The sequence below is a fragment of the Klebsiella sp. HC6 genome, from assembly GCF_022605325.1.
Lineage (GTDB): Bacteria > Pseudomonadota > Gammaproteobacteria > Enterobacterales > Enterobacteriaceae > Klebsiella > Klebsiella terrigena.
In genome coordinates this window covers 3622800-3646965 of the sequence record NZ_CP093276.1, presented here as the reverse complement: position 1 = coordinate 3646965, position 24166 = coordinate 3622800, and the positions used below count along the sequence as shown (strand labels likewise).

Below are 24166 nucleotides of genomic sequence, written 5' to 3'. Positions count from 1 at the left end.
TCCTTATTAAAGCGGCTTATTAATGTTGGCGTACATTTCATCCAGCTGCTTCAGACGCTGGTCATAGGCCTGCGTCAGGCAGGAGAGATTCCCGCCGCACTGCCGGCGTGTTTTAAGCCAGCTCTGCTGCGCGTCCTGGATGGCGCCGCGTCCGCCCATGGCGAACAGCCCTTTCAGAAACTGGTACTTAGTGGCCATTTCGACATCTTTATCGTTGAGCGAAAGATGGGCGCAAATGGCCTTTTCATCCTCCGCCCTGGCCTTTTGACAATCAAAGCTCGCCGCGCTGGCGGCAAGGGGGCTAAGCAGGGCGAGGGTAAGGATCAGTCGTTTCACGGTTTGTTCTCCTCGGGGATTTCCCGCCACTGGCCGTTGTCCAGACCGTCGAGAGTATAGCCGCCCATCGCGTAGCGAATCAGGCGCAGCGTAGGGTAGCCCACGTGCGCGGTCATGCGGCGTACCTGACGGTTGCGGCCTTCATAGAGGGTGATTTGCAGCCAGCTGGTGGGGATCGCCTTGCGTTCACGGATGGGGGGAGTGCGTGGCCACAGCCATTCGGGCTCTGCGACGCGCTCAATTTCGGCGGGCAGGGTGGGGCCGTCATTGAGCGTAATACCGTTGCGCAACGCTTCCAGCGCTTCTGGCGTCGGTTCGCCTTCCACCTGGACGTAGTAAATTTTACCGGTGCGCTTGCCCGGCTGGGTGAGCCGCGCCTGCAGCGCGCCGTCGTTGGTTAACACCAGCAGCCCTTCGCTATCGCGGTCAAGACGACCCGCGGCGTAGACGCCGGCGTGCGGAATAAAATCTTTTAGCGTGCTGCGTCCGGCTTCGTCGGTAAACTGCGGCAACACATCATAGGGTTTATTGAACAAGATCACGCTGGTTGGTTGGCGTTCTTTACGTTGTCTGGTGACTTGTTGTGAGCTGAATCGCTCAACGCGATGTTTTCTAAATGAAGTTTTCTGCATGGTATTTTCAGGCCCCGTCAATTGCCGCATTATAGCCTAATTACGAATGCCTTTCATGGACGCAAACATTCAGGTAGTATTGACATGCTCATCACAATTTTTTAACAAAAATATTGCTCAAACTGATTCGCGCTACTAGAAGGCGGCACGGACGCGAATCTCCGGTTAGCGGGATCACCCGGTAGCGGAGTGGGCGGATAAAGCCAACGCTCGGTTAGTGTGAAAAGGAAGAGCAGAACCAGAAGCGCTCGAAGGAGAGGTTAATGGAAAGCAAAGTAGTAGTTCCGGCGGAAGGTCAAAAAATCACCCTGCAAGATGGCAAACTGAACGTCCCTAATAACCCGATTATCCCGTTTATTGAGGGTGATGGTATCGGTGTTGATGTGACCCCAGCGATGCTGAAAGTGGTGGATGCCGCCGTTGAGAAAGCCTATAAAGGCGAGCGTAAAATTTCCTGGATGGAAGTTTACACCGGCGAAAAATCGACCCAGGTTTATGGCCAGGACGTCTGGCTGCCTGCCGAAACTCTTGATCTGATTCGTGACTATCGTGTTGCTATCAAAGGCCCTCTGACGACGCCAGTTGGCGGCGGTATTCGTTCTCTGAACGTTGCCCTGCGCCAGGAGCTGGACCTGTACGTCTGCCTGCGCCCGGTACGCTACTACCAGGGTACGCCGAGCCCGGTTAAACATCCTGAACTGACCGATATGGTTATCTTCCGTGAAAACTCAGAAGATATCTATGCGGGCATCGAATGGAAAGCAGACTCCGCTGAAGCCGAAAAAGTCATCAAATTCCTGCGTGATGAGATGGGTGTGAAGAAAATTCGCTTCCCGGAACATTGCGGCATCGGTATCAAACCGTGCTCTGAAGAAGGCACCAAACGCCTGGTTCGTGCTGCTATCGAATATGTCATCACCAACGACCGTGATTCGCTGACGCTGGTACACAAAGGCAACATCATGAAGTTCACCGAAGGCGCCTTTAAAGACTGGGGCTACGAGCTGATTCGCGAAGAATTCGGCGGCGAACTGATTGACGGCGGCCCGTGGCAGAAGGTTAAAAACCCGAACACCGGTAAAGAGATCATCATCAAAGACGTTATCGCTGACGCCTTCCTGCAGCAGATCCTGCTGCGTCCGGCCGAGTATGACGTTATTGCCTGTATGAACCTGAACGGCGACTACATCTCTGACGCCCTGGCGGCGCAGGTTGGCGGTATCGGTATTGCACCGGGCGCGAACATCGGTGACGAGTGTGCGCTGTTTGAAGCGACCCACGGTACTGCACCGAAATACGCAGGTCAGGACAAAGTGAACCCAGGTTCCATTATCCTGTCCGCTGAGATGATGCTGCGCCACCTGCAGTGGTTCGAAGCCGCAGACCTGATCGTTAAAGGCACCGAAGGCGCAATCGCCGCTAAGACCGTGACCTATGACTTTGAACGTTTGATGGAAGGCGCTAAGCTGCTGAAATGTAGTGAGTTTGGCGACGCGATTATCGCGAACATGTAATCCAGTCTCTGGGTTAGACAAAAACGGGAGCCATTGAGCTCCCGTTTTTTTATGATTAGCTTTCGCATGGATATCTAAGCTTTATCAAGACGGGCTGTCAAAACCCCGCCATAACCTTCAGCACCTGCCCGGCGATAAGGTTTCGACAGCGAAACCGCCGGCTGAGACAGAAGTTATTCAGGCACAATAATTCAGGTTGTTGAAGGTCGAATCCCGGCGGCGGACCAGGGCTTTCTGGTTCACACCGGCGTCTGATTGCCTACATTTCTAATCGAGAAATTATCAATAGTGACTACAGAAGAAAAATAACTAAAACCTTTCATTTTTTAGTTTTAATAAATAGGCATAAACTATTTTTCTGTTTTCCTCGCCGGAGTCATAAAATTCTTTCAGAGGACAAATGATAGCGACTTTCCCTATATCTTCCTCCCGGAAAGGGTTTATTGAGTCAGCGCAATAATGTTCACCGCTTAAAGCTTTTAAGTTAAATTTCTTATCCGCATGCGGCTTTTCTTTGAGTTTATTTATGCCGATGAGAGTAAATCCATTAGCTGTTGAATAAACGATGTACCATGTTTTATTTGAATAGAGGATGGATCGTTTTAGCTTGAATATATCAGTAAGATCAAGTTCCTCCTGAGCGTGTAATTTTTTTAAAGCTCTTGATATGCATGTACTAACTAACACAGAGTCTATCGCTATATTTAAAAATGCTATAGAGAATAAGACAATGAATGAGATTGATAATAAATACACGAAAGCCTGGATGGCATTCTCTGAGTAAGAGATATAGGCAATAGAGAAAGCAAGAGCCAACCAGATTAAAATATTTAAAATGGAGTCTTTTTTATTCGGCGATTTTATTAAGTTTATGATCACGTAAATCAGCAGGCTTAATATTATTGCACCAAAAAATATCAAAGAAAAATCTGGCATATTGTTTCCTTACGGTTGAATTCTTTTTCCGATTAACATCATACAGTTGAAAATACACCATTGTAAAACGCATCCGCATTTATGCTTATCCCTAATTTAAGCTGGACGTGGATGGTAGCTGTTCAGACGGCAACTTCATGCCTGAAGGTGAAGCTTTAGCGCTCAATGGAAGTTAGACGAAATATTCGACCTCAGCACGCACATGCTCAGGTCAAATTGCAAAGCGGGTCTGGAGAGAGCCTTCAGCGAGTTACTGCATGACGCCGGCCCAGCCGTGATAACCCATATAAATTCCCACCAGAGCAATCAACACGCAGGAAAAATAGGGAGCACGTCGCGCTAGCGTATCAAGGCCACCCCAGCGTTTGGTCGCCTGCCGCACGCCGTATGCCGCAGCAGCGCCGACCGTGACCAGGGTGATCGCCAGACCGACGCTGAAGCATAAAACCAGCGCCGCACCGAGCGAAAATTCTTTCACCTGAATGCAAAGCAGAAGCACGGTGATGGCCGCCGGGCACGGGATGAGTCCGCCCGTCAGGCCAAAGAGGATTATCTGACCCGTGGTCACATTCCGGTTGGCAAAACGTTTTGCAATGTCGTTGGCGTGCGCTTTTTCATGCGCATCCTGGTACTCCTTTGATGATGCATCTGCTCCTGCCAGCGCCGAACGATCGTGATGGTGCTCATGGAATGTCAGGTCGTAGTCATGAACATGGCCGCGATGGCCCAGCGTCAGACGAACATCAAAGCTGTGCGGTTCCGGGATAGCCTTCGTGGACTCCATGAAGCCGTCTATTTCGACAAAATCGAAAACCTGCGAGAAAGTGCCTTGCCCCCGGTTTGTCACCAGTGACACATCCCGTGCCTGCCAGCAGCGCCCGCTCAGGGTACGAAAACGCCAGTGCGCTAGGCGTCCTTCTGCAAAAATAGAGAGTTCAACTCTACCGTGGCCGGTATCAATAATCCGCGTTTCGGCATGATGATGGCCGTGCGCATGCTCTTCTTCCTGCTCCCGTTGCCACAGGCGCTCACCGCGCCAGGTACGCCAGAACATCCAGGCCGCAGTGCCCAGAATGATGACGGCAGAAATTAGCTGAAACCAGGGTTCGGCCGATTCAGCGGTAAATTTGCGGCTTATATACATGCCGCCTGCCGCAATCATCCAGACTATTACCGTATGCGAAAGCGTGGCGGCAAGACCCAGCATAACGGCCTGCTTCACCGTTCCGCGGATAGCGATGATAAAAGCCGCCATCATCGTTTTTGAGTGACCGGGCTCCAGTCCGTGCATGGCACCGAGAAGGATCGCGCTGGGGATGAAGATCCAGGCATTGCCCTGCTGCAAAAGCGTTGTGAATTCAAACATGAGGATGATCGACATCGTAGAATACGTGACAGGAATTCTACTCCCCCCCAGTACCAAATACTACCCCCCAGTAGAACGGCAATGATATAATCTCTAATAATTTACAGCTTTTAAGAGGGCAACATGTCCCACACTATTCGTGATAAACAGAAACTTAAGGCCCGGGCCAGTAAAATCCAGGGACAGGTCGTTGCGCTGAAAAAAATGCTCGATGAGCCTCATGAATGCGCTGCCGTACTGCAGCAAATTGCCGCCATTCGTGGAGCGGTCAATGGCTTGATGCGTGAGGTTATTAAAGGTCATCTGAGCGAACACATTGTTCACGAAGATAGTGAAGCAAAACGTGAGGGTGATTTAGACGTAGTGCTGAAAGTTTTAGACTCTTATATTAAATAAATCAGTTACCTGGCGCTGACCTGCATTGTGGTTTAATCAGGCAGCCTGGGTGATAAACTGAAGCGGTCAGCGGATGGGTGATTTTTAAGCCTCAAATCACCCTCCGGTACCATCGAAGCCACTACGTGCAATATGTTGAAATCAGCAATCGGGTGGTAATTTTGGCGCTCGAAACCAGGCACTGATAATTTCGCAAGATCCTCTCTGTAACCCGGCCCGGAATTTCCCTTCAGTTTGTACTGAATTCAAAATTAATATCTATCGTTATATCCAGAATCGTGAACGGTTATTCGAGCGGGCGGCCCTCGGCGCCAGCGCCTGATTGTGACTGGAGCACATTGGTCAGGGCAGGGTCACAGCATTAGATTTAACTCATTCATCCGCTGGGTATTACGGCGCGATCGGGCGGCCAGCGTCGGGCGTTGATGAGGGGCAAGTATTGGCGAAATAATGGTGCTCAATGTAAAGCTTTGTATGACCTTCTGCACGCTTTCTCCTCAATTTTCGCTCATTCACCGCAGCTCCTTTTGGCATAACGGCGGAGAGCAACCAAAAGCCATATAATTGCAGTATGTTACTAATTTTTTCATTACTATGATTTATAAGAATATTAATGAATGTTTCGTGGTTGAGTATTTTCCAATATCTATTTCTTTTTTCGGTTTATCGATGGACTTACGTTTATTTACATATAAACCGCAAAGCCATCAAATAATGTAGAAAAAAAGGAGGCGCTATTTCGGTGTGTGTACAATGAGAATCACTCTCATTATCATAAGCATTTGCTTACAAATATTAACTCTTCTGGGGATTATTTAAGTGAATGTAACTTTAGATAAAAAGCGCCCAATTGCGCTGTTTTTGGCCGGTTTACTCAGCTCACCCGTTTTTGCGCAAGAAGCCACGGAGAAATTGGCTGACGATGAAACGATGCTCGTCACCGCCGAGCAGGGGCTGAAACAGCAGCCCGGCGTGTCGATCATCACCGAAGAAGATATTCAAAAAAGCCCTCCTGTTAACGATCTTGCCGATATCATCCGCAAAATGCCGGGCGTGAACCTGACCGGCAATGGCGCCAGCGGCAGCCGCGGTAACAATCGGCAAATCGACATCCGCGGCATGGGCCCGGAAAACACCCTGGTGCTGATTGACGGCGTGCCGGTGAGCTCTCGTAACTCCGTGCGCTACAGCTGGCGCGGCGAACGCGACTCTCGCGGCGATACCAACTGGGTGCCGGCGGAAATGGTGGAACGTATTGAGGTGATTCGCGGCCCGGCAGCGGCCCGCTATGGTTCTGGTGCTGCGGGCGGCGTGGTCAATATTATTACTAAACGCCCCACCAATGACTGGCATGGCTCGCTGTCCCTCTTCACCAATCAGCCGGAAAGCAGCAAAGAAGGTGACACCCGACGCGCTAACTTCAACCTCAGCGGCCCGCTGGCGGGTGACGCGCTAACGATGCGTCTGTATGGCAATATCAACCGCACCGATGCCGATGCCTATGACATCAATACCGCACAAAACGGTTCCTATGCTGCGGGTCGCGAAGGCGTGCGTAATAAAGATATCAGCGGCGTGCTGTCGTGGAAAATCACCCCGGCCCAGATCGTTGATTTCTCCTATGGCTATAGCCGTCAGGGCAATATCTACGCGGGCGATACGCAAAACAGCAACAGTAATAGCAGCGCTGGTGGCTTAGTAGAGTCGCTCTATGGCGATGAAACCAACCGCTTATACCGTCAAAACTATGGCATCACTCACAACGGTATTTGGGATTGGGGGACGTCCAGGCTTAACTTTAACTATGAAAAGACCAATAACACCCGCTTAAAAGAGGGCACCGGCGGCAGTACGGAAGGGATGATCAACAGCGATGTCTATTCGACCAGCCGGCTGGAAAGCTATCGGGCGGGCGGGGAGGTCAGTTTCCCGCTGCAGCTGCTGGTCGATCAAACGGTGACCCTGGGCGCGGAGTGGAACCGCGATGAGCTCAACGATCCCGCCTCCATGCAGTCGTCGAGTACTAACCTCTATTTACCGGGTAGCTCAGGCGATCCTTCCCAGCGCAGCAGTGAAAACTCGGCCACGATTAGCTCACTCTATTTCGAGGATAATATTGCCGCGACCGACAGCACCGAGGTGATTCCGGGGCTGCGCTTTGACTATCACGATAATTTCGGCGCTAACTGGAGCCCAAGCCTGAATATTTCGCAGGGGCTGGGGGAATATTTCACCATGAAAGCCGGTATTGCCCGCGCGTTCAAAGCGCCTAATCTTTATCAGTCAACGCCGGGCTACCTGCTTTCTACGCGCGGCAACGGTTGCCCGATTGGCCTCAGTCAATGTTATTTACTGGGTAACGATAACCTCGATCCTGAAATTAGCGTGAACAAAGAGGTGGGGATTGAATTCAGTCATGCCGGCTACGCCGCTGGCATTACCTACTTCCGCAATGACTACAAAAATAAAATCGTGTCCGGCACTTCGGCCATTTACACCAACGGCACCTATAACGTGCTGCAGTGGGAGAACGGCGGTAAAGCCATCGTTGAAGGGCTGGAAGGCAATCTGACCATTCCTCTGATTGCCGATACGCTGGAGTGGCGCTCTAACGCCACCTACATGTTCCGTTCTGAAAGCAAGAAGACCGGCAATCCGCTGTCGGTGATCCCGGAATTTACCATTAACTCCCAGCTGGAATGGCAGGCCACTGAAGATCTGAGCGCGAACGTTAACTGGACGCAATATGGCCGCCAGAAACCGCGCCAGTATGCGGAAACGTCCCTTGAAAACAATAACGGTCTTTCACAACGTGAAATTAGTCCTTATTCCATCGTTGGCCTGAACGTTAACTACGATATCACCAAAAATCTGCGCGCCAATGCGGGTATCAACAACCTGTTTGATAAGCAGATCTACCGTGAGAACGCGGGGGCTTCAACCTATAACGAACCGGGTCGCGCTTATTACGCCGGCGTAACCATGTCGTTTTAATCAACGGGGCGGTCTTCAGGCCGCCCTCATTGTTTTTATCGCTCAGCTATTGGCTTGCCAGCTCAATCAGGGCGCGGATCGGAAGAGGGGGAAGAACCGTCCGTCGCTTCCGGGTTTATCTCATCGGCATGCGTGCTGATCAGCTGCGTCAGCGCGATTTGCTCCTGGAATTTTGTCAACAGAAGCTCAGCGTCCGTTTTCAGAACCTCTTCGGAAGATTCGAGAACGGAATTTATCGCCTTAGAAACGCTGCCTACCAGTTCTGATACGCCGCCTTCCTTGCCGATGGCCAGCATTAAGGCGCTGATAAGTAATGACTGAGCTTCAACCTGAGCAGCAAGCTGTTTGCTTTCCGCGTCCATAGAAGAGATTTTCGCGATTATGCTGAGAATGACATTGTTCATGATACTCCTCAAATCAATAAGATAAACGGGGTTGCCGATGGCTATCTTCGTTGTTGGTGCGGCGAAATACCCATAGCACATAAATATGCCAGAAAAAATATCTTCAGTGTTAGCGGGGCTGCGATCTTGTCGCCATGTCGTCACAACACGGCCGTTTTCCCGATGCGGATATCCTCAACCAACGTTTACCGCCGGGCGTTCACCAGGGTCGGTACGCGAGCATACGCCATCTGAAAAAGAGAGAATCAAGCAGAGGAGGGCGTTTTGATATTAACGTGGCGTTTCGGCTATTTATCAGCATGCCTTAATAAGGCCGATTTTATTTAATTTTAAATAACTTCAGCGCCGCTTTAACGTGTAAAAATAAACGTTATCAATCCTAATCTCCCGCCCCACGCAAAATATCGCCGTGAGCGCACGTTCATTCGCCTGCGCGGTCAGGAAGCCGCGGTTTTACGCTCGGCGAAATAGTGCGCCGGGGTGCTCCCCATCATTTTTCTGAACATGGTGATGAAGGCATTCACGGACTCATAGCCCAATTGAGCCGCGACGTTCTGCACGGAGGTGCCGCTGGCCAGCTCCCGTAGCGCAATAATCAGGTGCAGCTGCTGGCGCCAGCGCCCGAAGGTCAGACCCGTCTCACGCTGCATCAGCCGCGCCAGCGAGCGCTCGCTGAGCGCCAGCCGCTTCGCCCACTCCTGCAGCGTGCTGCGATCCTCCGGATGGCTCACCAGCGCATCGGCCATAGCGCGTATTTTGGCATTCGCCGAGACCGGCAGGCTGAAGTTCTGCTGCGGCATGGCGGCCAGCTCATCGAGCGTGACTCGGGTCAGCCTGGCGGCGTGGCTGTCTGCCGAATAGCCGACCTCCTCGCGGGTTAAGCGCTCGACCAGCTCTTTGATCAGTGCAGATACCGCCAGGGTACAGCAGCGCTCCGGCAGCGCCGCGGCGCCGGGCTCAATGAATAAATAGTTGAGGTGCGCGTTCCAGGTGGCTTTAGCGCTGTGGGGGACGCCGCCGGGGATCCACACGGCACAGTCGGGGGGGACGATCCACAGGTTGTTCTCCGCGCGACAGATAACGGCGCCGTAAAGCGCGATAATCAGCTGCCCTTTACGGTGGGCGTGGACCGGCACTTCCGCAGCGTAATCAACGAAATCAAGCTGCCGGGCGACCGCCGGAGATCCTGCGGCGTCCGGGTCAAAGAATGTGGTGGCGTATTGGGACGGCATCGTATTGGCAGTATTTAGGGATTTTTTGACAGAATATAGTATTTAATGAGATGCGCAACCCGGTAATAATTGCCGGCATGAGCCAAATAAACGATTGTCCCTCCCGCCTGCTGCGGGCTAAAAGCGTGGTCTTCCGTCGGGCGGGGGCGCTACTCTCCTCGCCCGGCCTCCTGAGCGATGCCGATGCTCTGCTCTATTCCGCAAGAAGTTTTGCGGCCGCGATGCTGGCCTATTACCTCGCCTTATCCATCGGCCTGGAAAGACCCTCCTGGGCCATTATTACCGTCTACATTGTGTCGCAAACGTCGGTTGGTGCGTCGCTGAGCCGCTGCGTCTATCGCCTGATCGGCACGATAGCCGGCGCCGGGGCGACCGTGCTGATCGTGCCGGCCTTTGTTAATACGCCGCTGGTCTGCAGCGCGGTGCTCGCCGGCTGGATTACCTTCTGTCTTTACCTGTCGCTGCTTGAGCGCACGCCCCGCGCCTATGCCTATCTGTTAGCCGGCTACACCGCCAGCCTGATCGGCTTTCCCGCGGTACTCGATCCCGGCGCCATTTTTGATGTCGCCATCACCCGGGTGCAGGAGATTGCCATCGGCATCTTCTGTGCAGCCCTGGTCCACAGGTACGTTTTGCCAAAGCGGCTATCCGGACTGTTTAACAGCAAGGTTGCAGAAATGCTGCGCGCCGTGCGCCAGACTCTCGCCCACGCGCTAACGGGTAAACCCGATGAGGCCGCGGGGAGCCTGCAGCTGGCTCTGGCGCTGCAGTTCCTGCAGGGCGTCAATCACCATCTCCCCTATGACTTTGCGATCCCGGGATTTGCCCGCAACGGCAGAAAAGCGATCCATGACCGGCTGGCGCAGCTGCTGGTGGTCAGCTGCGAATTACGCGATCGCCTGCAGCCGATCGGCGCCATCCCGGACGATCTGCAGCAGCTGCTGGAGGATGTCAAAACATGGCTGGCCTGCGAGGAGGCGGGGCAGCGGAAAATAGCGGGAGACGCGCTGGCAGAACGCAGCGCGCTCCTAACGGCGCGGCTCGCGGCCGATGCGCAGACGTTTGCCAGGTACCAGCAGGTGAGCCTGGCCCGTCACCTCCAGCAGGCAATCATCCTGCTGCAGCAGTGCGAGCGGCTCGCTGACGCCATCCGCCATGCGCAGCCCGCGCAAATAGCCGCCGAAAGCAGGGCGGTAACGGGCTACGTTTTCCATCGCGACGGCCTGTCGGCTGCGCGTACCGCGCTGGGCGCTTTCACGATAATAGCGAGCGGCTGCGCGGTCTGGATTTACTCTGCCTGGCCCGATGGCGGCACGGCGGTTTCCATTCTCGGAGTCTGCTGCACGCTGTTTGGCAGTTTCGATACGCCGGCGCCCCATATCGTTAAGTATATCGTCGGCTCGGCCTATGGCGTGGCGGCCAGCCTGATCTACAGCTTCGTGCTCCTCCCCCAGATTACCGATTTCAGCGTGCTGGCCGCGGCGCTGGCCCCGGTCTATTTGCTGGCTGGCTCGCTGCAGGCGCGGCCGCCCACCACGTTTATGGCCATGGGGATTACGCTGACGCTGCCCATTTTATGCGAGCTGGGCCCTCACTACAGCGGTGACTTCGCGGTGGCGATCAACACGGCCATCGCCCTGTTTGCCGCCACCGGTTTTGCCGTGGCGAGCATGCGCGTGCTGCAAACGGTGCAGGCAGACTCCGCCATCAATCGCCTGCTGCGCATTTGCCGCCGCGACGTCAGGCGCAGCCTAAAGGGGACCTTTGCGCCGGATGAGGCGCAGTGGACGAATCTGATGATTGACCGCACGGCGCTCCTGCTGCCGCGCCTGCCGCGAAGCCGGCAATCGTCGGGGCAGGCGCTCAACCACATGCTGCACCATCTGCGCGTGGGGCGCTGCGTGATGCGGTTACGCCGCCTGCGTCTTCAGATGGGGAGCGAGGCGGCGAAGGAAATTAATGCGCTATTTTCCCGGCTGGCCGGTGGGGAAGAGGCCGCCGCCTTACGCCCGCGGATCCTGGCCATCGTGGACCGCTATGCGCCGGCGACGGATGGCCTATCGCGTCGGCTGATGGACGAGCTTGTCGATCTGCACTGTGCCCTGAGCGAACAAAACAGGAAGCTATCCGATGATGAATGACGTTAATTTGGGCGGGGTCTTCGTCCCCGGACTGCTGGCGGTCGCGCTGGTGGCCCTGCTGTGCACGCTGCTGCTGGTGGCGCTTTTCGCTTTCAGCAGGCTATACCGCAGTTTGCCCTGTCGTCCACTGATTGGGCTTTCGACCTATATTTTCACCTTTTTCCTGCTGCTGCAGGGAGTGAACGCGCTGGGGTTATTAGCATGAAGTCATTTCTGTCTCTACTGAGCCGCTACGCGCTGACGCTTATTGCGGTCGCGGCGGCATCCATTCTGGCTTTCATGATGTGGAAGCATTATGCCCAGAGACCCTGGACCCGGGATGGCCGGGTTCGCGCGGATGTGGTGCGGATTGCGCCGGATGTTTCCGGGCCGGTGAACGGCGTGGCGGTGAGGGATAATCAGTGGGTCAATCGGGGCGATGTGCTCTATACCATCGATCCGCACTGGCTGAAGCTGGCGGTAGCCAGCGCCGAGGCCGAAGTCGAAGCGAGGCGCCATGAGATGTCCATGCGCCAGGACGCCGCCCGCAGGCGCGCGCAGCTCAGCAGCGTGATTTCGAAGGAGGATTTACAGCAAACGGGCAGCGCGGCGAACGTCGCGGCGGCGAACTATCACGGGGCGCTGGCAGCGCTGGAGCTGGCGCAGCTCAACCTGGCCCATGCCACGGTCCGGGCTCCGGTCGCCGGTTACGTCACCCATCTCAGGCTGCGTCCCGGCGATTACGCCACCGCCGGAGTGACCACCGTTGCCGTTATCGATGCGCAGAGTTTCTGGGTGGTGGGCTATTTTGAGGAGACGAAGCTGCGCCATATTCGGGTGGGCGACAGCGCGCAGATCGCGCTGATGGGGTTTGAAGCGACCATCGCCGGCCACGTTGAGAGTATCGGACACGGCATCGGCGACAGTAATGACGACACCGGCGGGCTGGGTCTACCGGAGGTAAACCCGACCTTCAGCTGGGTGCGGCTTGCGCAGCGGGTGCCGGTACGTATCCATATAGATACGCTACCGGCAGGGGTTGAGCTGGTCGCCGGGCTGTCGGCGAGTATCGCCATTACCCGGTAACGCGACTACCCGTTGGCGAGCTCGCGGCGAATAATCTCCGCGCCCGCGCTTAGGGCGTTGAGTTTACCCGTAGCTACCCGGCGAGAGAGGGGAGCCATGCCGCAGTTGGTCGAAGGGTAGAGCTTGTCGGCATCGACAAACTGCAGCGCTTTTCGCAGGGTCGCGGCGACTTCATCTGCCGTCTCGATGGTATTGGTGGCCACGTCGATGGCCCCGACCATCACTTTTTTACCGCGGATCAGTTCGAGCAGATCCATCGGCACGCGCGAGTTGTGGCACTCCAGCGAGATGATATCAATATTAGAGGTTTGCAGTTTGGGGAACGCTTCTTCGTATTGCCGCCACTCTGAGCCGAGGGTCTTTTTCCAGTCGGTATTGGCCTTGATGCCGTATCCATAGCAGATATGTACCGCAGTTTCACATTTAAGCCCTTCGACGGCTCGCTCTAAAGCGGCGATCCCCCAGTCATTCACCTCGTCAAAAAAGACGTTAAAGGCGGGCTCATCAAACTGAATAATATCGACGCCGGCCGCCTCCAGCTCTTTTGCTTCCTGATTGAGAATTTTTGCGAATTCCCAGGCGAGCTTTTCGCGGCTTTTATAGTGGTTATCGTAAAGCGTATCGATCATCGTCATCGGCCCCGGCAGGGCCCATTTAATCGGCTGGCTGGTGAGCTGGCGCAAAAAGCGCGCATCTTCGACGAAAACGGGCTTTTGACGCGCTACGGCGCCAACGACCGTCGGAACGCTGGCGTCGTAGCGGTTACGTATTTTAACCACCTCGCGTTTCTCAAAATCAACGCCGCTGAGGTGCTCAATAAACGTGGTGACAAAGTGCTGACGGGTTTGTTCGCCGTCGCTGACGATATCGATCCCCGCACGAAGCTGGTCTTCCAGGGAGAGGCGCAGCGCATCCTGTTTCCCCTCGACGAGCTCCTCGTTGTGCAATTTCCACGGCGACCACAGGGTCTCAGGCTGCGCCAGCCAGGAAGGTTTCGGTAAGCTGCCGGCGGTTGAAGTCGGTAATAACGTTTTCATAATGGATGACCTTTATTTTCTATTAATCAAAGAGGGCAGCTAGCAGACCATTGCGCAAGAATATTCTGGTATGGTTTGATGAAATGCTCTTCGGTAAATTTTCCCTGCTCGATAGCCAGCCGGCTACGCTCTTCCCGGTCATAAACGATTTTGGTCAATGAATGATCCTGGTGATTCAGGTTGGGCTGATAGTATTGCCCTGCCGCGGAGTTGGCGTTGTAAATCTCCGGGCGGTAAATTTTCTGGAATGTCTCCATGGTGCTGATGGTGGCGATCAGCTCAAGGTCGGTGTAATCGCTCAGCAGATCCCCGGTGAAATAAAAGGCCAAAGGCGCCGCGCTATTTTTAGGCATGAAATAGCGAACCGTTAAGCCCATTTTGCCGAAATACTCTTCGGTCAAAGACGATCCGTTTTGCTGGTATTCGATACCTAATACCGGATGCCGGTTGCCGGTCCGCTGATAGGTATCCTTACTTGAAATGCTTAAACAGATGACCGGCGGCTTTTTAAAGTTCGCTTTATACTCGCTGGAGCTAACAAAGTTTTTAAATATATTGCCGTGCAGGACGCCAAAGTTGTCCGGGATGCTAAACTGCGCCTGGTTCTTATTGTGCTCTAACAGCACGACGCTAAAGTCATAATCTCTCACGTAGGACGAGAAATTATTCCCCGCAATACCGTCAAGGCGCTGCTGGGTCTTTTTATCAATAATATAGGGTTTTAAAATTTCGATCGCCGGGAAGGTTTCGCCGTTGGCTTCGAGCTTCATTTCAACAGAAATAATTTCAAGTTCGACGGCATAGCGATCGCCTTTAGGGTTATCCCAATGCGCCAGCGTATTAAAACGATTGTCAATCATCACCAGGGTATTGCGCAAATTCTGCTGACGCTCTTTGCCACGGGCTAAATTCGCGAAGTTGGTAGTAATACGCGTATTTTCAGAAGGGTTATAGTTTTCATCGAAAAGAGTGGTCTTAACCGTAAACGTAAAGTCTTTATTCATCGCGATCTTGTATCCTGGCTCTGACATGAAAACTGAGTTTGCGGGGTGATTGTCCAGCAGCGGCTGGTTTTCTCGTCCGTCACTCTTCATGTTGTCAATAAGTTAATATTGTGTATTTATGCCAGAGGCGCCAGATGAGCGAAAGCGAGTTAATTTCATTACAACATGAGCTATCTTCATGATCCGGGATCGGGCTGAATGCGTCGGCGCCGCGCACGACCCTGGAGTGGAGGATTTCCCCCGTCAACCGACGGGGGAAGGGCGCTGCGCGGAGGCGTTGGCGGGGATTAGCTTTCGCAGAAGCGCAGCCTGTTGCCAAAGGGATCGTGAACCTCGAGGATTTTTCCCCACGCCTGGTGCACGATTTCCGGCCGCCCGTAGCCGTAATTCTTGCGGCTTAACTCATCCCTGAATAATTCAATGTTGCGCATCGGTATGAAAATTGTCGCACCCGGGCTGGCGTCGCCGTGATGTTCAGAGAGGTGAATCTGCAGGCCGTTTCGGCCAATCCCGAGATAAAGGGGGAGGTCTGGCGCGAAGCGATGCTCAAATTCAACGCTGAAGGCGAGGAAATCGACGTAGAATTCGCGCGCTTTGCGCTCGTCAAACATGCGTAAAATAGGGATGCTTTTTTCAAATGAGACCGCAGCGGGAGCCGCCGGCGGATCTAACCTTGCCGCTGCCGTATTCCAGTCCTTATAGCCCAGCTGCTGCGCCACGATTTCAAGCGCCGAAGAGTGGGGGAGGGTGACGTTGCGCGACTCAAGCGAGTTGCGCAGTTTGGTTGCCATAAGCTTTGCCTGCTCGATCGAAAACATCATTTCTCCTGTCGTCAGGGCATTTTGGCGCTCGCATTACCAAACCCCGATCGTCACAAGATGTGAGCTAAGCAACCTGGGTCAATGACGTGCTTTCACCTTTTCCTTTCGGAAGCGAGCGGCGGGCAGCACGGGCCAGGGATTAAAATATATAATGAGAGTCCATGACGCAAGCCCTGCGCCAGGCCGCTGTCCCTGAATGAAAAAAGCGCTAACCGCGGGCGTCGGTTTCTTCGCCCGACCGGCGCCCCTCGCTGGCGTACCGATTATCGCTGCCCGTAGGCGCTTAAGCGGCTTAGCGCGGATGAGCGCTTTTGCTCGGGCGCGCCGTTTGGGAAACCCCTCGCAAACGGGGCAGGTGGCCTGGTATATCGGCTAAAATTACGGGTATAATCCCACGCATTATTCAACGGGTTCAGAAGCGGAAATGACAAAACTTACCTTACAAGAGCAGATGCTAAAAGCGGGTCTGGTGACCAGCAAGAAAATAGCTAAAGTCCAAAGAACGGCTAAAAAATCACGGGTTCAGGCGCGTGAGGCCAGAGAGGCGGTGGAAGAAAACAAAAAGACCCAGCTTGAGCGTGATAAGCAGCTGAGCGAACAGCAAAAGCAGGCCACCTTATCGAAAGAGTATAAAGCGCAGGTCAAGCAGCTGATTGAAATGAACCGAATCAGCGTCGCCAGAGGCAATATCGATTTTAACTTCACCGATAGCAACTTAATTAAAAAAATCGTGGTCGATAAGCCAACCCACGCTCAGCTGATTAGCGGCCGCCTCGCCATCGCGCGCCTGGTTGCTGAGGGCAGCGGCGAGAACGAATACGCGATTATCCCCGCCGTCGTCGCCGATAAAATTGCCCAGCGCGATGCCAGCTACATTGTCTTAAACAGCGCGCTGAGTCAGGAAGAGCAGGATGAAGACGATCCGTACGCCGACTTCAAAGTGCCTGATGATTTGATGTGGTAAATCTGCCTGCATCAGCGCTTTCAGATGAAAAGTCCTGAAGGACTTTTCATTAACTCTGCGGTGCGGATAGCTTCTGCAAAACGCGGCCCAGGTCCCGGACGCTGCGCCATGCGCAGGCGGGGCTTTGGCAGCGGGCCGTTCGCAGGTTCTCAGACCTTGAGCATTTTCACCGTGGCATCAACGTCTATCTCATCTTCCGAGAAGATGAGCGTTGTTCCCTGGAAGGTGGTGATCGCCAGCTTTTTCAGCGCGCGCATTTCACCCGGCTCGGCGGCTGCCTTCGGCCGAATGCTGCCCATCAGCGCCCCCACCGAGAGCACCGCATTTTCTTTATCAATGCGGATATCGGCAGGCACTTCTTCGCTGTAGACCAGGTAAGACTTGATCGACGTGAGCTTAATGCGCTCGCCGGCGATATAGATATATTTGCTTTCCGGGACCACCTTCACCGCATAGGCTGACAGGCCCTTGTTATTGGTCGTGGGCTCAAAAGTCACCGCCGCATCTTTCTTAATCAGCTCCGGATTGGCGACCTTAATCACATGAAAATAACGGTTATCGCCGTTTTCATCTTTGATAAATCCAAAGCCTTTATCTTTAAACCAGGTTGTGATTGTTCCGTTCATCGCCATTACCGCCTACTTAATCGTTTATCTACTGAGTTTTTGCAGCGCGCAGTGTAAAACACAATCCCTGCGCAGACTACGCCTTTGCTTTAAGTCTGGATGATAAATTTCAGCTATGCGAGCAGGCGGCGGCCGGCTAACGGCGAATGAGCCGCGGCCGGGCTCATTCGGCTCGGGTTAACCCGCTCAGGGAATGAGCTTCATCTGGCGGAACTGGGTAAACAGCTGAAAGAACATCTGCTCGGTTTCACAGTAGTCATGAAAGCCGGCGCGGCGTATTTTGCTGCCATCGGCGAACATGTCGTAGTCCCAGCTGAAAACGAAATCGACGAATTCCCAGCCCGTAATGGCACCGATATTGCTCTCCCTGAGCTGATATTTTGCCGCCATTTTTTGCCAGGTGGCCGCTTTATCCGCCATCACCTCACGCAGCGACATCGGCAGGGGCGGGGCGACCGGCAGATCGAACCAGGCCGCAATACGCGGCCACATCTCCTGCCAGCGGAACAGATCGCCATTATTGACGTTGAACGCCTGGTTCTCAGCCGCCTCGCTGGTGGCCGCCCACAGCGTCGCCCTGGCCAGCAGGCCGGAATCGGTCATCTCAATCAGGCTGTGCCAGGCGCCCGGCCGGCCGGGGAAGCGCAGCGGAATATTGATCTCCTTGCAGATAGCCGCATACACCGCCAGCGACAGGGCAAGGTTCATCGGATTACCGGTGGATAGCCCGCCCACGACCGACGGGCGTAACGCCGTCCAGCGCCAGTTTGTTCCCGGCTGACGCGCTTCCAACAGCATCTGCTGCGCCACGTTGAACTCCGGGGGCATATGCCCCGCATCGCTTTCGCGCGCCGGGGTCTTAAACGGGCCAAGATGCGCGCCATAGACCTTATATCCCTGCATCAGGCTGACGTGCGCAAGCCGGGGCGACTGCTCGGCGGCGCTGAGCGCGTTATCCAGCATCCTGAGGTTCGGCTCCACCAGTCCGGCCCAGCTGTCGGCATGCTGATAGGCGGCATAAAACAGATGGCTGACCGGCAGATCCGCCAGCGCCGCCATCGTCGCCTTGCGATCGTGCAGGTCCACCGCCAGGTAGCGAACGCCGGGACGCGAGGCGCCTCCCCGCCGCGACAGCCCGATGACCTGCCAGCCGGAGCGCTCCAGCTCATCGATAAGCCTGTTTCCGGCGACGCCGTTGGCGCCGGCAACCGCGGCCAAACGCTGATGTTGTTGAGTCTTCATGCTAAGCACCTCTTTGCGAGTCGAAAGTGAAACCTGAGCATGATTCATTAGCGAGGAAGGCAGAAGAGGGGCATTTGTAATAAGATTAATAACAAAATCTTTGAAGTGAAGGCGATGAACAAGCTCAAAGCGATGGAAGTTTTTATCCGCGTGGCCGAAACCGGTAATCTCTCGGCCGCGGCCCGCAGCCTCGGGCTGACCCAGCCGGCGGTCAGCCAGCAGGTGATGGCCCTCGAGCAGAGCCTCGGGGTGGCGTTACTGTTGCGCACCACCCGCTCGGTGACCCTGACCGAGCCGGGCGAGCGCTACTATCAGCAGATCCGCCCAATCCTCGATGCGCTGAGCGAAACGGAAGAGACGCTGCTTGAGCAGCAGCAGAAACTTAGCGGAACGCTGCGCGTGCAGGCGCCAACGGGGATTGGCCAGCATCTTCTGACGCCGATCGTTGTCGCCTTTCAGCAGCGGAATCCGCAGCTCAGCGTCGAGCTGACGCTGGAGGACCGGCTTGCCGATGTGGTGAGCGAGGGCGTCGATCTGGCCATCCGCCTGGGAGAGCCCGCTGGGCTTAGCCAGGTCGTCAGACGGCTGGCTAACGTTCAGCGCGTGCTGGTCGCCGCGCCGCACTATCTGCAGCAGGCGGGGACGCCGGCGCGGCTGTCAGAGCTGGCATGGCACCGGACGCTTCGCTACAGCGGCCTGGCCGCCGGAGACGAACTAACCCTGGAAGGCGCGGGCGGCAAAGAGAGCGTCCGCCTGACCCCTGTTTTCCGCGCCAACAATAGTTTCTCGCTCATTGCCGCGCTGGAGGCGGGGGGCGGGATTGGCGGCATACAGCAGCCGCTGGTGGCCAGGCAGCTGGCGCAGGGAACGCTGGTCCAGGTGCTGCCGGAGTATCGCTGGCAGCCGCTCGCGCTGTATGCGCTCTATCCTACCCGACGCTTTATCCCGCTGAAGGCGCGGATGCTCACCGAGGCCATTATTAGCGGGATGAGCAACGTCAGCGGAATAGCCATGCACCCGTCCCTGGACCTGCGCAGAATATAGTTTGTCGGCTTCAGCCGACGGCCGGCGCCGGTTCGCGACGGGCTTCAACCATGCGGATAACGTGGCGGATCAGGACGATGGAGACAATGGAGATAATGCCGACCACGAGGAACCCCTGCTTCATGGCAAAGTAGTATTTAATGTAGCCCACCAGCACCGGGCCAAAGAAGATGCCGGCGGAGTAGATGCTCTGGTAGAGGCCCACGCGGGTGGACTGCTGCCACACCGGGGTATGGGTGACAATCAGGGAGTTAAGCACGGTAAAGATCATGCCAAATGCGGTGCCGGCGAGGGCCTGCAGGGCGAAGAGCACCATGATATTGGGGGCGTAGGGCATGGCGATGGCCACCACGCCCTGCAGGACGCCGCCGATAACCGCGGTTCTGGCGAGGCCGAGGCGCCGATAGAACAGCGGGGCGCAGAGGGCGGTGGAGAGGGCATAGAAGAAGAGGTGAATGCTGCTCAGGGTGGCGAGCGAGCCGGCGGCCATGCCGAAGCCTTCGGCCAGCAGGGGCGTGAGGGTATCGCGGGTGGCGAAGGGGACCATCATTACGGCGGCGCAGAGGGCGCCGAGATACCAGACGGATTTATCGGTGAGCTGGCTGCGCACGGCGGATTGAGCCGCGTCCTCGCGGGCCTGCAGCGGGCGACGTTCCCGAATAAAGAAGGTCAGCACCAGCGCGAGGGTGGCGGCGGCGGAGGCGACGAGGAAGCTCGACTCGGGTCCAAAATGGCGGGCCATAAAGCCGGCGAGGGAGATGCCGATAAAGGTGCCGACGGGGGAGGTCACGCTGAGGAGTGCGACGGCGGCCGCGGCCTCAAGCGGGGGGAAGAAGGCGACGAACATGACGTTGTAAATCACCCAGGTGGCGCTGGTCACGCCGTCGGCGAGCTTGGCGATGAAGAGGGTCTCGGGAGTGGGATGCAGGAAGACCACCGGCCAGGAGAGAATGGTGAAGAGGAGGCCAATCTGAATAATGCGCTTGCGGTTATGGAAGCGGTCAGAAAGGATGCCGGTGGGGAAACGGAGCAGCATGGAGGCGAGTCCGGTGGCGCCGATGATAATGCCCATGGTTCTGGCCTCGACGTTGAGCGAGGTGATGTAGGGTGCCAGGAACGGGTCGAAGGCGTGAATGCTGACAAAAAAGAGCAGGCTGATAATAAAGAACAGCAGGACATCACGACGCAGTAATGGCAGGGACATAGTAGCCTCCAGATTCAGAGTGCGGGAAAGAGTTACATCGTAGAAACCCGATAGCGCAGCATTGAAAAAAACACCTTCACGATCGGGTGGTACAGAGCGCTACGGCTTAGCGTCGATATGAATAAGGGGCTGACCGCCCCTTATTTAAGATAAAGATCAGGAAACGAGCTGAGTAATCACGCCAAACTCGTTAAAGATTGACCACTCTTGCTGAATGATATTGTCCTGAATGCGGTACTGGCTGATCCCGACCAGATGGACCTCTTTACCGGTTGGCTTACCGTAAATACCGTGACCCAGGTGGGTACCCTGCGCGCTCCAGCGAACGGAAACCAGATATCCGCTTTGATCGTTACCCATCCAGTAAACATCATCTACGGAGAACGTCAGGTCCGGGAACATCGCGAGCAGAGAGAGGATCCACGATTTGTAGTTACCAAGGCCTTGATACACGCGCTCCGTCGGTCCCTGATAGGCGATGTTGGGTGAACAGAAATCCGTCAGGGAGCGCAGCATTCTGCGATTCCACACGTTCTGATAGAACGCATTGATAAAGGCGCGGACGTCCAGCTTATTCCCCTGCGGTAAAGGCAGCAGGGCCGGCTTGCCCTGGCCCGGCACGCGGAAAGGCTCGCTTGAAACGAAATCGCGCGCCAGCGGGTTTTCGCCATGCCTGGTCATCATGTCGCGGGCAACGTCAAATACGTTAAGACCGAGCTGCTGGATCAGGCTCGCCGTGTTATGCAGCACGTGTTCATAGAAGATCTCGTTTTCCAACATCACGCAGTTCGCAATACACATGAAGCGGACGGGCCTGTTTGTCGGTGCGCCGAACTCGCTGAAGCCGGTATTGGTTCCCATGATGTAGCTACGGTGGGAGGAGTGGAATCCCACGTTCTCATCGCCGGCCCAAATCACCTCATCCCCCAGAATGCGGATATCAGGATAAGCGTTCAGCGTGCGCGCCGTGCCGGCCACGACGCGATCGCGACCGACGTGCAGTCCCACATCATCCCACACGTTACAGTCGTGGCTGTAGGTATCGTAGATATAGCCGATATCTCCCTCTTCCCAGATGCGGTGGGTGATGCGGATGATGTAATCAATGATATTGACGTACTCTTTGTCAAAACCGCGCATCGGATGGCGGTGCAGGTGAGACGGGGTCTGGGCGAGGAATTTGTCCGTCCCGCCTCGCTTATAGCTGTCCCATGAGATAGTGAAATCTGCCGGCATGTGCTGTTCGTCGAGCTGACGCGGCAGGCGGTTTAATGAAACCGGCACCGTTTTCTTATCTTTCTGATTTTCATTGCTATTCTCGGCTTTTACTTCTGACGCAGCTTTATTGTCGCTAATATCATTGACGATCTGTGGTTTGTTCATCATGCCCTCTGTATGCGGTTTAGCTTTATTTAATGTGTTATTTCAATGAATTAATTAATCACGCTGGCCGATTGGCCTATAACTCCACGCTGACTTGTTGTTGTCTTGGTGTTGTTTATGTAAAATCTTTTACGTTAAAAACAACTAAAAGCAACATAAATGTCACAGGCTAGATTGTTTTAGTGATCGTGCTCACACTAAAAGGCTAAATCCGTTCCGCCAACCGCAATCTCTAAGCGCGTGAGAGGCTGACTTTATCGCTGAGATGTGACTTGTGTGTTGCTTTTATGTTGTTTTGTGCGCTTATATTGGTTGTTATTGTGTTGTTTTGATGTGTACACTGAAAGCAGAAGGTCGGCCCGCAGCGGTGACGGACCTCCTGCTCGCACGGAGTCGAGCGCGGCTAATAACGGGTAGGGATGAGCGAGAAAAAATGAAGGCGAGCGGTATGAGTAATATCAATTAAATATTTATCATCTACCTGCGGCGCGAATGCAGCGTGACGTGTAATAAATTCGTTCTTATGACTGTAATAACAAACCAGGACGCGAATATGTTTAAACAATTATTCACCCGGCGGGAAATTTTCCTCTTTTTTATTATGAGCCTGCTGTTTTTTATTTGTATTAATGGCTATGACGCGTTTCTCGCGTCATATATGGTTCAACACGATATTCCCCCTGAGATTGTCGGGCTGATTATGGGCGCGACGGGGCTGGCTACGGTATTACTGCGTTTTCCGTTAAGCGTTATATCCGGAACGCTGCATAACAGGAAAATATTTATCCAGATCAGCCTCCTGTTACCGATGGTGATGTGGCCTGTGGCCTATTTTCATACCAACGATATCACGCTGTATATTGCCAAAACCTCTTCAGGCATCGCGTCGGCAACGTGGGTACTCTACAACATCATGTTTATCCGCTACTTCAGTAAGAACGAAGCGCCGGCCGCCGTGGCGTTACTGGCCCTCGCAAGTCCGGTTGGCGTCTTCCTGGGTAACACGCTGTGCGGCATTATTGTGCAGAATTTCCCGCCGAACCTGGGCTTCTTGATCCCCAGCGCGGCGGCGTTAGCCGCGTTATTTATCTCCTTATTCCTGCAGGAACATGTTGAAACTCCGGTAAAATCGCGGCTCAACGACTGTTTTAAAAGCGCATGGGGGCAGCTGACGGACCGCACTATCTGGTTTGTCGGGATCCTGTGCGCCATCGTCCTCCTCGTGCCCTTTGCCACCCGCGATACCCTGACGCCTATCTATATGCTGAGGCTGGGAAATACGGGCATGCTGATCGCGGTGCTAAGCAACCTGCATCTGCTGTTTTATGCGCTCGCCGTTGCGCTGTGCAGCGCCGTCTTTTATCCGCGGCTGGGGCTGGTGAAAACCGCCGTCATTGGATCGCTGCTCCAGGCGATTGCCGCCCTGGGTATTCCGTTGACGCAAAACTACATGGTGATTTCGGCCTTTCAGGCGCTGGCGGGCTTTTCGTTCGGCATGGCCTTCGCCGTCATGATGTCGCTCAGCGTGGTAAACACTACCCCTGAAGAACAAACCGCGCGGATGGGCCTGTTCCAGACTATCTATTCCACCGGGATGTTCTGGGGGCCGGTGCTGATGGGGATTATGTTGAAATACTTCACGATGCAGGCCGGCTATATGCTGATCGCCGCTCTGTCGTCCGCTGCCGCGCTGCTTATTGCGCTGGCGGCTAAGCTGGTGCAGCAACGAACGCCGCGCTGTAGCCTGCCAATCTCGGTGGGAAAACGCGCTTAACGTAAACGGCCGTGGTAAGGGGTACCGCGGCCTGCGTGCTCAAACGCGGTG

General features: G+C 54.8%; 22 protein-coding genes. 9 read left to right on the top strand and 13 right to left on the bottom strand.

Annotated features, from left to right (window positions below; all coding sequences use genetic code 11):
- Positions 1-6: 6 nt before the first annotated feature.
- Together MMW58_RS17585 and rluE are read right to left on the bottom strand one after the other, a co-directional pair.
- On the bottom strand, positions 7-336 hold the full coding sequence (locus MMW58_RS17585) for a lysozyme inhibitor LprI family protein (RefSeq protein ID WP_045854882.1): 330 nt from the start codon (positions 334-336) through the stop codon (positions 7-9).
- Positions 333-998, bottom strand: coding sequence for a 23S rRNA pseudouridine(2457) synthase RluE (rluE, locus tag MMW58_RS17580; RefSeq protein ID WP_241721741.1), 666 nt, complete (start codon positions 996-998; stop codon positions 333-335). The genes MMW58_RS17585 and rluE overlap by 4 nt, the downstream gene beginning before the upstream one ends.
- 233 nt (positions 999-1231) lie before the next feature.
- On the opposite strand from rluE, the gene icd reads away from it, so the two are divergent.
- Positions 1232-2482: an NADP-dependent isocitrate dehydrogenase gene (gene icd, locus MMW58_RS17575; RefSeq protein ID WP_095096514.1), complete on the top strand. Its 1251-nt coding sequence runs from the start codon at positions 1232-1234 to the stop codon at positions 2480-2482.
- Between the two features lie 309 nt (positions 2483-2791).
- Here the strand turns inward: icd and MMW58_RS17570 are convergent, their stop codons facing one another.
- Both MMW58_RS17570 and MMW58_RS17565 read right to left on the bottom strand, forming a co-directional pair.
- Positions 2792-3418, bottom strand: a complete 627-nt coding sequence (locus MMW58_RS17570; protein ID WP_241721740.1) for a hypothetical protein — start codon at positions 3416-3418, stop codon at positions 2792-2794.
- A 250-nt stretch (positions 3419-3668) separates the two neighbouring features.
- On the bottom strand, positions 3669-4784 hold the full coding sequence (locus MMW58_RS17565; RefSeq protein WP_241723750.1) for a nickel/cobalt efflux protein RcnA: 1116 nt from the start codon (positions 4782-4784) through the stop codon (positions 3669-3671).
- Positions 4785-4907: 123 nt separating this feature from the next.
- On the opposite strand from MMW58_RS17565, the gene rcnR reads away from it, so the two are divergent.
- Positions 4908-5180, top strand: a complete 273-nt coding sequence (gene rcnR, locus MMW58_RS17560; RefSeq protein WP_045854885.1) for a Ni(II)/Co(II)-binding transcriptional repressor RcnR — start codon at positions 4908-4910, stop codon at positions 5178-5180.
- Between the two features lie 819 nt (positions 5181-5999).
- Complete coding sequence (locus MMW58_RS17555; RefSeq protein WP_133597542.1) at positions 6000-8174, top strand: TonB-dependent siderophore receptor; 2175 nt, start codon at positions 6000-6002, stop codon at positions 8172-8174.
- A 62-nt stretch (positions 8175-8236) separates the two neighbouring features.
- Here MMW58_RS17555 and iraP read toward each other — a convergent pair whose 3' ends face one another.
- Together iraP and MMW58_RS17545 are read right to left on the bottom strand one after the other, a co-directional pair.
- Positions 8237-8578 (bottom strand): anti-adapter protein IraP, encoded by a 342-nt coding sequence (gene iraP, locus MMW58_RS17550; RefSeq protein ID WP_133597544.1) that lies wholly within the window; start codon positions 8576-8578, stop codon positions 8237-8239.
- Between the two features lie 437 nt (positions 8579-9015).
- Positions 9016-9810 carry an AraC family transcriptional regulator gene (locus MMW58_RS17545; RefSeq protein WP_159236421.1) on the bottom strand — a complete coding sequence of 265 codons (795 nt, stop codon included), beginning with the start codon at positions 9808-9810 and terminating at the stop codon, positions 9016-9018.
- Positions 9811-9887: 77 nt separating this feature from the next.
- On the opposite strand from MMW58_RS17545, the gene MMW58_RS17540 reads away from it, so the two are divergent.
- From MMW58_RS17540 to MMW58_RS17530, 3 genes are read left to right on the top strand one after another with little or no spacing between them, the layout of a single operon-like run.
- On the top strand, positions 9888-11951 hold the full coding sequence (locus tag MMW58_RS17540) for an FUSC family protein (protein WP_371822940.1): 2064 nt from the start codon (positions 9888-9890) through the stop codon (positions 11949-11951).
- Complete coding sequence (locus MMW58_RS17535; RefSeq protein ID WP_133597549.1) at positions 11941-12156, top strand: DUF1656 domain-containing protein; 216 nt, start codon at positions 11941-11943, stop codon at positions 12154-12156. The genes MMW58_RS17540 and MMW58_RS17535 overlap by 11 nt, the downstream gene beginning before the upstream one ends.
- A complete protein-coding gene (locus tag MMW58_RS17530) occupies positions 12153-13016 on the top strand; it encodes an efflux RND transporter periplasmic adaptor subunit (protein WP_133597551.1) in 864 nt (287 codons plus the stop codon). The genes MMW58_RS17535 and MMW58_RS17530 overlap by 4 nt, the downstream gene beginning before the upstream one ends.
- 5 nt (positions 13017-13021) lie before the next feature.
- Here the strand turns inward: MMW58_RS17530 and MMW58_RS17525 are convergent, their stop codons facing one another.
- The 3 genes from MMW58_RS17525 to MMW58_RS17515 all read right to left on the bottom strand — a co-directional run bounded on the left by MMW58_RS17525 (position 13022) and on the right by MMW58_RS17515 (position 15878).
- The gene (locus MMW58_RS17525) at positions 13022-14053 is read right to left on the bottom strand and encodes a methionine synthase (protein ID WP_076945245.1); all 1032 of its coding nucleotides are present in this window, start codon (positions 14051-14053) and stop codon (positions 13022-13024) included.
- Positions 14054-14079: 26 nt separating this feature from the next.
- The gene (locus tag MMW58_RS17520; protein WP_241721739.1) at positions 14080-15057 is read right to left on the bottom strand and encodes a DUF1852 domain-containing protein; all 978 of its coding nucleotides are present in this window, start codon (positions 15055-15057) and stop codon (positions 14080-14082) included.
- Between the two features lie 287 nt (positions 15058-15344).
- A complete protein-coding gene (locus MMW58_RS17515) occupies positions 15345-15878 on the bottom strand; it encodes a glyoxalase superfamily protein (protein WP_241721738.1) in 534 nt (177 codons plus the stop codon).
- A 424-nt stretch (positions 15879-16302) separates the two neighbouring features.
- Here MMW58_RS17515 and MMW58_RS17510 point away from each other — a divergent pair, with 424 nt between their 5' ends.
- Positions 16303-16842 (top strand): DUF2058 domain-containing protein, encoded by a 540-nt coding sequence (locus tag MMW58_RS17510; RefSeq protein WP_133597555.1) that lies wholly within the window; start codon positions 16303-16305, stop codon positions 16840-16842.
- A 149-nt stretch (positions 16843-16991) separates the two neighbouring features.
- Here the strand turns inward: MMW58_RS17510 and MMW58_RS17505 are convergent, their stop codons facing one another.
- Positions 16992-17474, bottom strand: coding sequence for a cold-shock protein (locus tag MMW58_RS17505; protein WP_132510936.1), 483 nt, complete (start codon positions 17472-17474; stop codon positions 16992-16994).
- Positions 17475-17654: 180 nt separating this feature from the next.
- Positions 17655-18710, bottom strand: coding sequence for an SDR family oxidoreductase (locus MMW58_RS17500; RefSeq protein ID WP_241721737.1), 1056 nt, complete (start codon positions 18708-18710; stop codon positions 17655-17657).
- A 114-nt stretch (positions 18711-18824) separates the two neighbouring features.
- Here MMW58_RS17500 and MMW58_RS17495 point away from each other — a divergent pair, with 114 nt between their 5' ends.
- Complete coding sequence (locus tag MMW58_RS17495; protein WP_241721736.1) at positions 18825-19754, top strand: LysR family transcriptional regulator; 930 nt, start codon at positions 18825-18827, stop codon at positions 19752-19754.
- Positions 19755-19764: 10 nt separating this feature from the next.
- Here the strand turns inward: MMW58_RS17495 and MMW58_RS17490 are convergent, their stop codons facing one another.
- Positions 19765-20958, bottom strand: a complete 1194-nt coding sequence (locus MMW58_RS17490) for an MFS transporter (protein WP_241721735.1) — start codon at positions 20956-20958, stop codon at positions 19765-19767.
- 156 nt (positions 20959-21114) lie between these two features.
- On the bottom strand, positions 21115-22344 hold the full coding sequence (locus tag MMW58_RS17485; protein WP_133597563.1) for an ester cyclase: 1230 nt from the start codon (positions 22342-22344) through the stop codon (positions 21115-21117).
- Between the two features lie 550 nt (positions 22345-22894).
- Here MMW58_RS17485 and MMW58_RS17480 point away from each other — a divergent pair.
- A complete protein-coding gene (locus MMW58_RS17480) occupies positions 22895-24115 on the top strand; it encodes an MFS transporter (protein WP_133597565.1) in 1221 nt (406 codons plus the stop codon).
- The last annotated feature ends 51 nt before the right edge of the window (positions 24116-24166 follow it).

Excerpts from the sequence above, each read along its gene's own strand:
- MMW58_RS17485 (WP_133597563.1), bottom strand. The coding sequence starts at position 22,344 with ATGATGAACAAACCACAGATCGTCAATGATATTAGCGACAATAAAGCT.
- MMW58_RS17500 (WP_241721737.1), bottom strand. The coding sequence starts at position 18,710 with ATGAAGACTCAACAACATCAGCGTTTGGCCGCGGTTGCCGGCGCCAAC.
- MMW58_RS17570 (WP_241721740.1), bottom strand. The coding sequence starts at position 3,418 with ATGCCAGATTTTTCTTTGATATTTTTTGGTGCAATAATATTAAGCCTG.
- iraP (WP_133597544.1), bottom strand. The coding sequence starts at position 8,578 with ATGAACAATGTCATTCTCAGCATAATCGCGAAAATCTCTTCTATGGAC.
- MMW58_RS17530 (WP_133597551.1), top strand. The coding sequence starts at position 12,153 with ATGAAGTCATTTCTGTCTCTACTGAGCCGCTACGCGCTGACGCTTATT.
- icd (WP_095096514.1), top strand. The coding sequence starts at position 1,232 with ATGGAAAGCAAAGTAGTAGTTCCGGCGGAAGGTCAAAAAATCACCCTG.
- MMW58_RS17495 (WP_241721736.1), top strand. The coding sequence starts at position 18,825 with ATGAACAAGCTCAAAGCGATGGAAGTTTTTATCCGCGTGGCCGAAACC.
- MMW58_RS17490 (WP_241721735.1), bottom strand. The coding sequence starts at position 20,958 with ATGTCCCTGCCATTACTGCGTCGTGATGTCCTGCTGTTCTTTATTATC.
- MMW58_RS17505 (WP_132510936.1), bottom strand. The coding sequence starts at position 17,474 with ATGGCGATGAACGGAACAATCACAACCTGGTTTAAAGATAAAGGCTTT.
- MMW58_RS17525 (WP_076945245.1), bottom strand. The coding sequence starts at position 14,053 with ATGAAAACGTTATTACCGACTTCAACCGCCGGCAGCTTACCGAAACCT.
- rluE (WP_241721741.1), bottom strand. The coding sequence starts at position 998 with ATGCGGCAATTGACGGGGCCTGAAAATACCATGCAGAAAACTTCATTT.
- MMW58_RS17480 (WP_133597565.1), top strand. The coding sequence starts at position 22,895 with ATGTTTAAACAATTATTCACCCGGCGGGAAATTTTCCTCTTTTTTATT.
- MMW58_RS17565 (WP_241723750.1), bottom strand. The coding sequence starts at position 4,784 with ATGTTTGAATTCACAACGCTTTTGCAGCAGGGCAATGCCTGGATCTTC.
- MMW58_RS17540 (WP_371822940.1), top strand. The coding sequence starts at position 9,888 with ATGAGCCAAATAAACGATTGTCCCTCCCGCCTGCTGCGGGCTAAAAGC.
- MMW58_RS17510 (WP_133597555.1), top strand. The coding sequence starts at position 16,303 with ATGACAAAACTTACCTTACAAGAGCAGATGCTAAAAGCGGGTCTGGTG.
- MMW58_RS17520 (WP_241721739.1), bottom strand. The coding sequence starts at position 15,057 with ATGAATAAAGACTTTACGTTTACGGTTAAGACCACTCTTTTCGATGAA.
- rcnR (WP_045854885.1), top strand. The coding sequence starts at position 4,908 with ATGTCCCACACTATTCGTGATAAACAGAAACTTAAGGCCCGGGCCAGT.
- MMW58_RS17535 (WP_133597549.1), top strand. The coding sequence starts at position 11,941 with ATGATGAATGACGTTAATTTGGGCGGGGTCTTCGTCCCCGGACTGCTG.
- MMW58_RS17515 (WP_241721738.1), bottom strand. The coding sequence starts at position 15,878 with ATGATGTTTTCGATCGAGCAGGCAAAGCTTATGGCAACCAAACTGCGC.
- MMW58_RS17545 (WP_159236421.1), bottom strand. The coding sequence starts at position 9,810 with ATGCCGTCCCAATACGCCACCACATTCTTTGACCCGGACGCCGCAGGA.